General features: G+C 62.5%; 12 protein-coding genes. 6 read left to right on the top strand and 6 right to left on the bottom strand.

The window, feature by feature from the left end; translation table 11 throughout:
* Nucleotides 1-112: 112 nt before the first annotated feature.
* The gene (locus tag ACODSN_RS03395) at nt 113-910 is read right to left on the bottom strand and encodes an enoyl-CoA hydratase-related protein (protein WP_489053164.1); all 798 of its coding nucleotides are present in this window, start codon (nt 908-910) and stop codon (nt 113-115) included.
* A 35-nt stretch (nt 911-945) separates the two neighbouring features.
* The gene (locus ACODSN_RS03400; RefSeq protein WP_489053165.1) at nt 946-2,178 is read right to left on the bottom strand and encodes a cytochrome P450; all 1,233 of its coding nucleotides are present in this window, start codon (nt 2,176-2,178) and stop codon (nt 946-948) included.
* A gap of 83 nt (nt 2,179-2,261) precedes the next feature.
* Here ACODSN_RS03400 and ACODSN_RS03405 point away from each other — a divergent pair, with 83 nt between their 5' ends.
* Nucleotides 2,262-2,717: a nuclear transport factor 2 family protein gene (locus tag ACODSN_RS03405; RefSeq protein ID WP_489053167.1), complete on the top strand. Its 456-nt coding sequence runs from the start codon at nt 2,262-2,264 to the stop codon at nt 2,715-2,717.
* On the opposite strand, the gene ACODSN_RS03410 is transcribed toward ACODSN_RS03405, so the two are convergent.
* Complete coding sequence (locus ACODSN_RS03410; protein ID WP_489053169.1) at nt 2,689-3,924, bottom strand: MFS transporter; 1,236 nt, start codon at nt 3,922-3,924, stop codon at nt 2,689-2,691. The two genes, ACODSN_RS03405 and ACODSN_RS03410, sit on opposite strands and share 29 nt — an antisense overlap.
* 110 nt (nt 3,925-4,034) lie before the next feature.
* Here ACODSN_RS03410 and ACODSN_RS03415 point away from each other — a divergent pair, with 110 nt between their 5' ends.
* Nucleotides 4,035-4,565 carry a VOC family protein gene (locus tag ACODSN_RS03415; RefSeq protein WP_489053170.1) on the top strand — a complete coding sequence of 177 codons (531 nt, stop codon included), beginning with the start codon at nt 4,035-4,037 and terminating at the stop codon, nt 4,563-4,565.
* A gap of 15 nt (nt 4,566-4,580) precedes the next feature.
* Here the strand turns inward: ACODSN_RS03415 and ACODSN_RS03420 are convergent, their stop codons facing one another.
* Nucleotides 4,581-5,057: a MarR family winged helix-turn-helix transcriptional regulator gene (locus ACODSN_RS03420; RefSeq protein WP_489053172.1), complete on the bottom strand. Its 477-nt coding sequence runs from the start codon at nt 5,055-5,057 to the stop codon at nt 4,581-4,583.
* 127 nt (nt 5,058-5,184) lie between these two features.
* Nucleotides 5,185-5,979: an SDR family oxidoreductase gene (locus tag ACODSN_RS03425; RefSeq protein WP_489053173.1), complete on the bottom strand. Its 795-nt coding sequence runs from the start codon at nt 5,977-5,979 to the stop codon at nt 5,185-5,187.
* A 106-nt stretch (nt 5,980-6,085) separates the two neighbouring features.
* Here ACODSN_RS03425 and ACODSN_RS03430 point away from each other — a divergent pair, with 106 nt between their 5' ends.
* Nucleotides 6,086-6,871, top strand: a complete 786-nt coding sequence (locus ACODSN_RS03430) for an SDR family NAD(P)-dependent oxidoreductase (RefSeq protein WP_489053175.1) — start codon at nt 6,086-6,088, stop codon at nt 6,869-6,871.
* A gap of 162 nt (nt 6,872-7,033) precedes the next feature.
* Here ACODSN_RS03430 and ACODSN_RS03435 read toward each other — a convergent pair whose 3' ends face one another.
* Nucleotides 7,034-8,266, bottom strand: coding sequence for an acyl-CoA dehydrogenase family protein (locus ACODSN_RS03435; protein WP_489053176.1), 1,233 nt, complete (start codon nt 8,264-8,266; stop codon nt 7,034-7,036).
* A gap of 152 nt (nt 8,267-8,418) precedes the next feature.
* Between ACODSN_RS03435 and ACODSN_RS03440 the strand changes: the two genes are divergently transcribed.
* Genes ACODSN_RS03440 through ACODSN_RS03450 form a run of 3 tightly spaced genes read left to right on the top strand, consistent with a single transcriptional unit; the run spans nt 8,419 to nt 11,461 of the window.
* Nucleotides 8,419-9,225, top strand: a complete 807-nt coding sequence (locus ACODSN_RS03440) for an enoyl-CoA hydratase/isomerase family protein (protein WP_489053178.1) — start codon at nt 8,419-8,421, stop codon at nt 9,223-9,225.
* A gap of 35 nt (nt 9,226-9,260) precedes the next feature.
* Complete coding sequence (locus tag ACODSN_RS03445) at nt 9,261-10,010, top strand: SDR family NAD(P)-dependent oxidoreductase (RefSeq protein ID WP_489053180.1); 750 nt, start codon at nt 9,261-9,263, stop codon at nt 10,008-10,010.
* Nucleotides 10,011-10,021: 11 nt separating this feature from the next.
* Nucleotides 10,022-11,461, top strand: a complete 1,440-nt coding sequence (locus ACODSN_RS03450) for an aromatic ring-hydroxylating oxygenase subunit alpha (RefSeq protein WP_489053181.1) — start codon at nt 10,022-10,024, stop codon at nt 11,459-11,461.
* Nucleotides 11,462-11,527 lie beyond the last annotated feature (66 nt).

The following is an 11,527-nucleotide window of genomic DNA, read 5'->3' on the forward strand; positions in this document are numbered from 1 at the left end:
CCCTCGCGAAAACAGCATCGGCTTATAGCCGACTCCAAAGGTTCACGCCCCTATGATAAGTCTACATACCATAATGGCGGGGGAGGACCGGCGAGTCAACGCGCCGCTGCGTTCATTCGCCCGTAAATTGCGGTCGGCGCTTTTCCATGACGGCGTTTACGGCTTCGCCGAAATCGGCGGTGGCGAGGGTCAGCCCTTCATAGGCGACGCCCGCTTCGAACACCGAACTGAACAGCTGGCGCAGGGCGATGTTCGTGACTGATTTGGTGTAGCGGATCGCCGATTGGGCACCGCGCGCCAGCTTTTGCGCATATGTGTCGACATAGGCGTCCAGTTCGCCCGCCGGGACGACGAAGCTGATCAGGTTCATGCGCTCCGCGTCGACCGCATTGATCGCGTCGCCGGTCAGCAGATAATGTTTGGCCTTGGCAAAGCCGATCAGTTGCGGCCAGATCATCGCGCCGCCATCGCCCGCTACCAGCCCCAGCCGCACATGGGGATCCGCGAAATTGGCGTGGTCCGCCGCGATCACGATGTCGCATAGCAACGCCACCGACGCGCCAAAGCCCATCGCGTCGCCATTGACCTTGGCGATGATCGGCTTGGGGCAGTCGAGCAGGCCCATGACGATGCGGCGCATGGTCTTGGCTTCATGCACGAACGGCGCGCGATCACCCTTGACCTGCTTTTCCAGCCATTCGAAATCGCCACCGGCGGAAAAGGCGCGGCCCGCGCCGGTCAGGACGATGATGTCGCTGTCCATATCGTCCGCTGCATCGAAAAAAGCCTTTGCCATTTCCTGGTGCAGCTCGTGATTGACCGCGTTCAGCAGCTCGGGCCGGTTCATGGTGATGGTCAGCACGCGACCGTCGCGGGTGAAGTCCAGCAGCTTGTAATGATCGAAATTCATGTGCCCTCCTCGGCGACCACCGTCTTTTGCTATGATTAGAACAGCACGTTCAGATGATCGAGCGCATGGATCGCGAAATGGGGGATGAATTGCGGCTCGGGATGATCGGGCGACAGACGCAGGCCGGGCAGCCGTTCCAGGATGCGGCGGATCGCGATGCGCATCTCGCCCCGCCCCAGTTGATTGCCGATGCAGAAATGGATGCCGCGTCCGAACGCCAGATGATTGCGCACCCCTTGCCGCCCGATCTGCACCTCGTGCGGGCAGGCCCATTGCTTAGGGTCGCGATTGCCCGCCAGATAGCTGAGCATCAGCACCGCGCCTTCGGGAATGTCGGTGTCGCCGATCCGGCTGGCCTGCGTGGCGACGCGCCACATATGCGGCACCGGCGAGTGCGAGCGCAGCACTTCCTCGACGAAGCTGGGCACGCGACTGGGGTCGGCCTCGATCGCGCGGCGCAATTCCGCCTTGGTCAGCAGCAACCACAGCGCCGTGACGATGCCGGTCGTGGTGGTTTCATTACCGGCGACCAGTAGCTGGTGTGCGATCGCGATCAGTGCGGGATCGCTCAATTTCTCACCATCGATCTCGGCATGGACGAGACGGCTCAGGAGGTTTTCGGTCGGATTGGCGCGATAATCGACCGCGCGCGCGTGCAGGTAATTCTGCATGTCGATCAGATGGTCGGTGATCTCCAGCTCGCGATCGGGATCGAGCAAGGGATTGTTGCGCTCCACCGTGACATCCGACCAAAGCTTGAACCTGTCATAGTCGGCGCGGTCGACGCCAAGCTGGTCGGCGATGATATACATCGGCACCTTGATGGCGAATTCAGGCAGAAGATTGGCCTCGCCGGCAGGCAGGATGCCGTCGATCAGCTCATCGACCAGCGCCTCGATATAGGGTTCGAGCGACTTGACGTAGCTCGGCGTGAACGCTTTTTCGACCAGGGCGCGATAGGATGTATGCTCCGGCGGGTCGTTGGTGACGAGCGTGTGCATCTCGGGGAAACCGCGCTCGGCAAAACGGCGGGCGACCTCTTCCGCGACGGGCGAGTCGTGGCGGCCGACGACCACCGTCGTCTTGTTGGAATAGATTTCGGGATGCGCCGATATATGACCGATATCGTCATAGCGGGTGACGACATACATGCCCGTCAGCGGATCCTTGTACACCGGCGCTTCGGCCAGCAGGCGGTCCAGAAAGGGGAAGGGGCACATCTGGACATCCGCCGATGCCAGGCTACCTATATTATCCTGCTTCGTCATTGCGCGTCTTCCAAACTTTTCCTACCAAAGAAGGACGCTACCATATGATACGCTAGCGCAAAGATCAATGCGGGAGGAGCGCCATGACCGGCACATTGGAGACATTGTTGGCTATCGAGGAGATCAAGCGGCTCAAGGCGCGCTATTTCCGGTTGATGGATACAAAGGACTGGGTGGGTTTCGCGGAGATTTTCACTGAAGATGCGCTGTTCGACGTTCATGACGCACTGGAGGAACGCCCCGACCCCGCCGCCGCAAAGCCACTCATTCGCGGGCGCGCAGCGTTCGTCGATTATGCGAGCAGCGGCATGGCGCTGATCACCAGCGCGCATTATGGTCATATGCCCGAAATCGACATCCTGTCGGACGACGAAGCGACCGGCATCTGGGCGCTTGATGACATATTACGGCCGCCGGCAGGCGGGCCATTCACCCTGTTCCGGGGCCATGGCCATTATCATGAACGCTATAGCCGCGTTGATGGCCAATGGCGCATCGCTTCGTTGAAGATCACGCGGCTGATGGTTGAGATGACGTAATCGTACCGGGCGAACGCTTCGGGCGATAGAGCAGGAAGGCAAGCCCGATCGCCACGAAGCTGCCGACGTGGAGCAGGATGGTGGGCGTATAGCTGCCGAAACGGTCGAACATCGCGCCCGCCAGCGGGGCCGCCGCGAACAGGAACGGTAGCTGGATCAGATAGCAAAGCCCCATGCCCAGGCCGATATTGGCCTGTCCCAGCCATTCGCCCATCGTCACGCCGAACAGCGTCAATATGCCGTTGCAGCACAGGCCGATGGTAAAGGCGAGGCCGAGCAATATCGGCAGTTGCGCGCCGGCTACGATCAAGCCGAGCCAGGGCAGGCATTGCGCCAGAGCCAGCACGGCAAAGCTTGGTCCGCCGCCGATCCTGTCGGCCAGCCAGCCGAACAGCGGCGCGCCGACCAGCCCCGCCAGCCCGAAGATCGCCAGCATCAGCGATGCCGAGGTGAGCGGCACGCCTCGCCCGGTGGCGAGTGCGACCATATGGGTCATGATGGCGAGGCCGGCCGCGCTGAGCAGCGCGACCCCGAGGCTGAGGATGAGGAAGCGGGGCTGACGCAGGATTCGCGCCGCCGATAGCGGGGCTTCCGGTTCCGCGCCGTCCTGCGCCTTGCCGCCCATGGGCTGCTGCCCGATCCGCGCCGGATCGTCGACCAGCAGCCAGGCGAGCGGAATCAGCGCGGCGAGGATGAGGCCGTTGCCGACCAGCGTTCCGGTGAGGCCGAAGCGGATCAGCAGCGCGGCGGCGAACAGCGGCATCAGCGCATTGCCGAGGGGCATGTTGATGATGCCGAGCGCCTTGCCGCGCCCGGCCACGAACCAGTTCGACACGATCGCCGTGCAGGGAACGACCCCGGCGAGCGTGAAGCCCGGACCGATCATCAGCGCGTAGATGCCAAGAAATAGCCGGATGTCATGCACCTGGCTAAGCAGCAGATAGCCGCCGGCGTTGAGCGCCAGCCCGATCAGGATCAGCGTCCTCGCCGATATCCGGCGCAACAGCCCCCCGACCAGCGGCGCGAGGAGACCCAGGGTCAGCGTCACCATGCTCAGGCCCATGGACGCCACGGCGCGGCTCGTGCCGAAATCCCGCTCGATCGTTTCCATCATCGCGCCATAGGCGGCGAAATTGACACCGAGCGCACAGTTCATGATGAGGAAACAGATGCCCACCATATGCCAGCCGGCGAATGCTGCCTTCATGTCCATCCTCCCGATATTCGCGACCGGGCATTGACGGCCCGCGCCGGCAATAGGTATGTATGCATATGATAGGCTATGCAACTGTCATGCGCGACCGGAGAGAGATCGATATGCCCGCTGAAAACACGCCCGTCCGTCAGATCGCCTATTTCGTGCCGGATGTCGTCGCTGCGGCGCGGGAGCATATGGCGACGTTCGGATCAGGCCCCTTTTACGTCGCCGAACATATTGCGCTGACGCTGAGCCTCTATCGCGGGCAGCCAGCCGAACTCGATCATTCGTCCGCCTATGGCCAGTGGGGTGATGTGATGGTGGAATTCGTGCAGCAGAATAATGAGGGACCCTCGGTATTCCGCGACATGTACCCGGACGGCGGGCAGGGCCTGCATCATGTCGCGCTGATCGTCGACGATATGAAGGCGGCGATGCAGCGCTATGAGGCGGCCGGTCATGCCACCGGCCTGTATGCCGAGGTCGCGCCGGGCGTCGGATTCGCCATGATGGATTGCGTCGAGTCGCTGGGCCATTTCGTCGAATTATATGAGCCGACGCCGCCATTGCTGGCGGTCTACGATCTCGTCCGGTCCGCGGCGCAGGATTTCGACGGCAGCGACCCGATCCGCTATTTCGCGGTCAACTGAGCCGCGTCGGCACCCTCAATCCTCGTCGATATCGACCGCGCTGGGATAGGCGTTCCCCAGTTGCTGGTTGGCGTATGTCAACAGCGCGGTCAGTTCATCGGCACGCTTCTTGCCAAGGCGGGTTTCCAGCAAGGCGATCTGATCGGTGGTCGCGTCCGCCAGCGGGCGACGCAGTTGCCGGCCCTTTTCGGTCAGATGCACCATGACCACGCGCCGATCGGCCTGGGTGCGGCGGCGTTCGACGACGCCCGCCCGCTCAAGCCGCGCCAGCGTCTGGCCGACCGTGGCCTTGCCGATCTCGAGCCGGCGGGCCAGATCGACCTGGGAGAGCGGTTCGTTGAACCACAATTCGCCCAGCACATAGGCTTGCGCCGGCGCGATGCCCGAGCCGCTGATCCGCGCCATATAATCATTCTGGGTCAGCCGGGACAGCAATTGCGCCTGATAGGCGAGGCTTTCCTTGAACAGCGGGAAAGAGGCGTCGTCGTCCACCGGGCGCGGATCATCCTTGCGACTCTTAGAACGTGGTGCGCCCACTGTTAAATCCCCCAATTGTGTATCGCTGACCGTCGCCCATGCGTAACCAGATATTCATGGAAATGCCAAGTCCCTCCAGCGATCAGCCATGCAGATGCGCTGTCGCTCTGGCCGCGATATCGCCCAGTTCGGTGAGGCTTGGGTTGCGACGCAGCGTCAGGCCACCATTCACCTGCAAATTCTGCCCGGTCATGAAACATTCGTCCGACGCCAGCCAGATGGCGGCGGCGGCGATATCCTCCTTCGTACCCACCCGCCCGAGCGGATATTCGCGCTGGAAGGCTTCGACAAGTTCGGGAATCTGGAACGTCACGCCCGCCATTGGCGTCTCGGTGATGCCCGGCGAGATCGAGTTGGCGCGGATGCCGCGAACGCCATATTCATTGGCGACGGTGCGAATGACATGATCGATGCCCGCCTTGGTGCCCATATAGGCGGCGTGATTGTCGAGCATGATGGTCGCGGTCGCCGACGAAATCTGGATGATCGATCCGCCCGCGCCCATGGTACGCAGCATCGCCTGAATGAAGAAGAACGGCCCCTTGAACTGGATCGCCAGCATCTTGTCGAGATCGGCTTCGGTCGTTTCCTCGGTTGGCTTGAGCAGGCCCCAGCCGGTGGCGTTGATGCCGATGTCGAGCTTGCCGAACCGTTCGACCGCGACGTCGGCGGCGGCGTCGACCTGCACCTTGTCGCTGATGTCGGCGATCGCATAGGCGCCGCCCAGTTCGTCGGCAAAATCGCTCAACGCCTTTTCATGGCGTCCTGCCACGACTATCTTCGCGCCCTCGGCGGTCAGGCGGCGCGCGATGATCTGCGCCATATTGTCCTTGCCTGCCGCGCCGAAAACCAGCGCCACCTTGCCAGCCAGCCTCATATCCTGCTCCTATGCTTGTCGTACGGCATGTAGTTAGCATATATACAGTCCGCTGCCATCCTATTATAGATGCGCGACGGTAAGGATAGTCAAGGGAGAGGATTACATGGCAGGAAGACTGGACGGCCGCATCGCGGTGATAACGGGCGGCGCGCGCGGGCAAGGTGAGGCGACCGCCAGGATTTTCGCAGCCGAAGGTGCGCGAATCGTGGTGGCCGACATGCTGGAAAGCGAAGGGCAGGCCGTGGCCGCAAGCATCGGCGAGAACGCCCTGTTCGTGAAGCTGGACGTGTCGGACGAACAGCAATGGGTGGCGCTGGACAAGGCGATCACCGACCGTTGGGGCGCGTCGGTCGACATATTGGTCAACAATGCCGGGATCGTCCATCCCGCAGCGATGCTCGACCTGACCAAGGATGATTTCGAACGCGTGCTGCGCATCAACCTGATCGGCGCGTGGCTCGGCATGAAAGTGCTGGGCGCGGGCATGATCGCCAAAGGCAAGGGTTCGATCGTCAATATCGTGTCGTCCTCCGGGCTGTGGGGCATGAATGGCCTGACCGCCTATTCCGCCAGCAAATGGGCGCTGCGCGGCATCACCAAGACGGCGGCGATGGAATTCGGACCCAAAGGCGTGCGCGTGAACGCGGTCTTCCCCGGCGGCATCAACACCGCCATGGGCAATGTTACCAATGAGGACGCGTCGGAGCTGAACAAATATTATGTCGGCCAGCCGATCGCCCGGATCGGCGAGCCGGAAGAAGTGGCGCGGACCAGCCTGTTCCTGGCGAGCGACGATGCATCCTATGTCTGCGGCGCGGAAATCGCCGTCGATGGCGGTATGACGATGGGCGTCTATACCCCGTTCCTCCCCGGCGCACCGGGCGCCTGAACGGCCGGGCGGGGGCGATGCCTCGTCCCTGCCCGTATGCCGATCACCGCTTGCCGAACGCCAGCCGCAGCCGCGTCAGGCCGTGGGGAGATATAGGGGCGACGTTTAGGCAAAGCTTTCCTCGCCGCAAGCGGGGGCGCTTCTTCTGGTCCTGCCGCCCGGTCATCCGGCAGCTTCTTGCGCACGGGCGGGACGATATTTATCCAGTTCGATGCGCGAAATCACGCTGTTATGCACTTCGTCCGGTCCGTCGCCCATGCGCAGCATCTGCATCCGCGTGAAAGAATAACCGAGGCCGAAATCGTCGCTCAGCCCCGCCGCGCCATGCGCCTGGACCGCGACCTCCGCCACCGCCCGGCCGATGCGCGTGGCGGCGACCTTGATCTGGGAAATTTCGCTGCGGGCTTCCTTGTTGCCGACCGTATCCATCAGATGCGCGGCGCGCTGCGTCAGCAGGCGCGCCATGTTGATGTTGATCCGCGCTTCGGCGATCCGTTCCCTCCAGACCGACTGGCTGGCCAGTGTCTTGCCGAACGCCACGCGCGACAGCAGCCGGCGACAGGTCATTTCCAGCAGCCGCTCGCACTGACCCAATATCCGCATGCAATGATGGATGCGGCCCGGCCCCAGTCGCCCCTGCGAAATCTCGAACCCGCGCCCTTCCCCCAATATGATGTTTGCGACCGGCACGCGGACATTTTCGAACAACAGTTCCGCCTGCCCCTTTGGTTCGTCGAAAAAGCCCATCACGGGCAGCGGGCGCACCCATGTGATCCCCGGCGTATCGGTGGGAATCAATATCTGCGACTGTTGCAGGTGGCGCGGCGCGGTGACGTCGGTCTTGCCCATCAGGATGAAGATGCGGGTGTTGGGGTGATAGGCGTTGGTAATCCACCATTTGCGGCCGTTGATTACATATTCATCGCCGTCGCGCTCGATCCGCGTTTCGATGTTGGTGGCATCGGATGACGCGACCGCCGGTTCGGTCATGCAATAGGATGATCGGATATCCCCGGCCAGCAGGGGTTCGAGCCATTGTTCCTTCTGCGCGTCCGTCCCGTAGCGGTCGAGCACTTCGATATTGCCGGTATCGGGGGCGGAACAGTTGAACACCTCGGACGCGAAATGGACCCGGCCCATGATTTCCGACAGCGGCGCATAGTCGAGATTGGTGAGGCCCGCGCCATTGTCCGAATGCGGCAGGAACAGGTTCCACAGTCCTTCCGCCTTTGCGCGCGCCTTCAGGTCGACCATGATCTCGGGCACGCGAAACTGTTCCGGCCCGGCATGGAGCTGCTGCTCGTACAACGCCTCATTGGGATAGATATGCGCGTCCATGAAAGCCTGTACGCGCGCCGCCATTGCGCGCGATTTTTCCGTTTGCTCGGGGATCATGCTGCTACTCTCTCCGAATTTGGTGCCACACCGCCACGCAGATGCGCGAGCATATAATGTGCTACCATACGACATTGACTTTTGCTAGGGGTGGGCGAATATACAAACGCCCCTGGACCGCCGAGTCCTCGGTAAAAAAAGGAGAGCGATGGATGGCCGGCAATGTTTCGCTGCAATGGGACCGCGAAGGCGTCGCGCTGATCACGGTCGGCGATGGCGGGGCGTCCAATCACACGGTGACGGCGGCCACGGTCTCGTTCCTGGCCGATGTGCTGGACGAAGCGATCGGCGGCGGTGCGCGCGCCATCGTGCTGGCATCCTCGGTCGAGGGCCACTGGCTCGAACATGCCTATCTCGACGATATCGTGCAGCTGGTGTCGGGGCAGGCGGCGTCGGGCGATCCGGCGGGCTGGTTCCGCAGTCTCCAGACGCTCAATCGCGGGACGGCGGTCACGATCGCGGCGATCAACGGCGACACGTCGGGCGGCGGCTGCGAACTGGGATGGGCGTGCGACCTGCGCGTGGCGGAGGAGCAGGCGCGCTTCAGCCAGCCGGAAGTCATTATCGGCGCGGGCACTGGCATCGGCGGCACATCGCGCCTGATGCGCCTGATCGGCCGCACCGTGACGGCGGAGGTCGTGCTGACCGGCCTGCCGCTTACCGCAAAGCGGCTTTACGAACTGGGCGGCGTCAATCGGCTGGTGGGCAAGGGCGAAGCGGTGGCGCAGGCGCTCGACATCGCCCGGCACATCGCGACGCTGCCGCCGCATTCGGTCGCGGGCATGAAGAAGATGCTGGGCGAGGACGAGGATCTGAACCAGACCGACGGCATCGCCAACGACCAGACGATCAGCCAGTCGCTGTTCGTCAACCCCGACAGCGTAGCCAGCATGAAGGCGATTCAGGCGCGCTTCGACGCGGGCGAGAGCATGGACGCGGTATATTGGCACGCCGCCTGACGACCGGCGCGTAACCATCATAACAGGAGAGTAAAATGGATCTGGAACTCGCTGGCAAGAAGGTCATCATCGGCGGCGCGACGCGCGGCATCAGCCGGGCCACGGCGAAGCTGTTCGCCGACGAAGGCGCTCAGCTTGGGCTATTCTCGCGCAACGGCGACGCGCTCGACGATATGAAGGAAGAACTGGGCGACAAGATCGTCACCCGCGAGTTCGTCTGGGAAGACCGCGAGGGCTATAAGTCCATGCTTTCGGGCCTCGCCGGGGAACTGGGCGGCTGCGACATCTTCATCCACTCGATCAGCTCGTCGGGCGCGCAAGGATCGGGCGACTGGGACGCGAGCTATCAGCTTGATATGCTGGGCGCGGTCGACGGCACCGAGACGCTGGAGCCTTATCTGGAAAAGTCCGGCGACGGTTCCGTCATCCTGATGTCGAGCACGGCGGCGTTCGAAACCTTCCTCGTGCCCCAGGCCTTCAACGCCATCAAGGCGGCGGTCATCACCTATGGCAAGCAGCTGAGCCAGGCATGGGCGGCCAAGAAAATCCGCGTCAACATGGTGTCGCCGGGGCCGATCACCTATCCCGGCGGCAACTGGGAAGGGGCCAAGGCGCTGGCGCCCGATCTCTATGCGGGCATCGTCGGGCAAATCCCGGCGGGCCGCATGGGGTCGCCCGAGGAAGTGGCCAAGGCGGTCGTGTTCCTCGCCAGCCCGGCGGCCTCCTATATCACCGGGACCAATCTGGTCATCGACGGCGGCTTCACCAAGCGCGTCCAGTTCTGAAAGGCACCGATATGGCGACGACGGCGCGATATGCGGAAATCCGGTTCAACGACCGGCCGATCAAGCAGCCCATGGTGGACCCTGAATCCCTGCTGCTGGAGCCGGGCGAGGTCACCGCGGATTTCGAAGCCAAGTCGCCCTATCGGCTGGACGAACTCCATCCCGATATCGCCAGCTATCGCGCCGTATCGACCCGGTGCTTCCTCGATCCCGCCGCCAAGCTGGCGGAAGAGGAGAAGATGTGGAGCAAGGTCTGGCTGGTGGCGGGCATCGCCAGCGACGTCGCTCATGTCGGCGACTGGTTCAAATTCGATATCGGCCCGCAATCGATCATCGTCGCCCGCGCGAAAGAAGATGAAGTCCACGCTTATTATAATGCGTGCAAGCATCGCGGGAACGAGCTGGTGCAGGAGGAATTCGGCCATGGCGCGACTTCCTTTACCTGCATCATGCATAGCTGGCGCTATGATCTGAGAGGCAAGAATGTCCGCGTCACCGATCGCGAAACCTTTCGCGAAGAGGCGCTGTGCCAGAATTTGAATCTGACTCCGGTCCATGTAAAGGTCTGGGGCGGGCTGGTGTTCGTCAATATGGATGCCGACCCGATCCCGTTCGAGGAATATTTCGCCGACGTGCTCGATATGCTCGGGTCCTATCGGATGGACGAGATGTTCCTCGTCAAGGACCTGACGATCGAGGTGCCGGCGAACTGGAAGACGATGTATTCGGTCTTCAACGAAAATTACCATGCGCATGCCACGCACCCGCAGATCAAACCCTATGTCGACGATTATTTCATTCAATATGACTTCTATCGCCACGGGCATAACCGCAACCTGTTCCCGGTCGCGCAGGTCAGCGCGCGCTGGCCCGACGGGCGGTTCATCAATGCGGGCCTCGCCTTCTTCATGCAGGAAGCGGGCCTCAAGGCGGTCGGGTTCAAGGGCGACGCCCGCCATGTCCGCCGCGCGATCCAGCAGGCCAAGCGCAAGGCCGACAATGTCTATGGCATGGATTTTTCGGGCTTCACCGACAACCAGCTGACCGACGACTGGAATCCGTCGCTGTTCCCCAACGTGACGCTCAACATGCATCCCGAGGGGATATTGCTGCAACGCTTCCGCCCGCATCCGACCGACCCGGAAAAGGGCTATCACGACGTGTTCGTGCTGTCCGCCAAGCTGGCACCGGGCCGCCGCCCGCCCGCCTATATGGGGGTGGAGGACCATGTCGACGTGTCTGGCAAGGTTCGGCCGCCGCGTCGCCACACCACGCATGACGACCCGCAGGGCGGCGAAGTCGTCGAGCAGGACATCGCCAACATGATCACCCTGCAACGCGGCATGCATTCGCGCGGCCTCGCTGGCACCATCGTCTATTCGGAACAGGAACGGCGCATCCAGCATTTCCTCGCCGAACTCGACCTCTATCTCGACGATAAAAAGGGCTGACGCCGGCTGAGGGCGCGCTTCATCCGCTCCGGCTCCCCTTTTCAGGCGGGATGACAGCGACGGCTT

It is taken from the genome of Sphingobium sp. FG11, from assembly GCF_057809915.1.

What these genes read in the sequence shown, in the direction of transcription:
- ACODSN_RS03395 (WP_489053164.1), bottom strand. Translation starts at nt 910, where the DNA reads ATGAATTTCGATCATTACAAGCTGCTGGACTTCACCCGCGACGGTCGC.
- ACODSN_RS03400 (WP_489053165.1), bottom strand. Translation starts at nt 2,178, where the DNA reads ATGACGAAGCAGGATAATATAGGTAGCCTGGCATCGGCGGATGTCCAG.
- ACODSN_RS03405 (WP_489053167.1), top strand. Translation starts at nt 2,262, where the DNA reads ATGACCGGCACATTGGAGACATTGTTGGCTATCGAGGAGATCAAGCGG.
- ACODSN_RS03410 (WP_489053169.1), bottom strand. Translation starts at nt 3,924, where the DNA reads ATGAAGGCAGCATTCGCCGGCTGGCATATGGTGGGCATCTGTTTCCTC.
- ACODSN_RS03415 (WP_489053170.1), top strand. Translation starts at nt 4,035, where the DNA reads ATGCCCGCTGAAAACACGCCCGTCCGTCAGATCGCCTATTTCGTGCCG.
- ACODSN_RS03425 (WP_489053173.1), bottom strand. Translation starts at nt 5,979, where the DNA reads ATGAGGCTGGCTGGCAAGGTGGCGCTGGTTTTCGGCGCGGCAGGCAAG.
- ACODSN_RS03430 (WP_489053175.1), top strand. Translation starts at nt 6,086, where the DNA reads ATGGCAGGAAGACTGGACGGCCGCATCGCGGTGATAACGGGCGGCGCG.
- ACODSN_RS03435 (WP_489053176.1), bottom strand. Translation starts at nt 8,266, where the DNA reads ATGATCCCCGAGCAAACGGAAAAATCGCGCGCAATGGCGGCGCGCGTA.
- ACODSN_RS03440 (WP_489053178.1), top strand. Translation starts at nt 8,419, where the DNA reads ATGGCCGGCAATGTTTCGCTGCAATGGGACCGCGAAGGCGTCGCGCTG.
- ACODSN_RS03445 (WP_489053180.1), top strand. Translation starts at nt 9,261, where the DNA reads ATGGATCTGGAACTCGCTGGCAAGAAGGTCATCATCGGCGGCGCGACG.
- ACODSN_RS03450 (WP_489053181.1), top strand. Translation starts at nt 10,022, where the DNA reads ATGGCGACGACGGCGCGATATGCGGAAATCCGGTTCAACGACCGGCCG.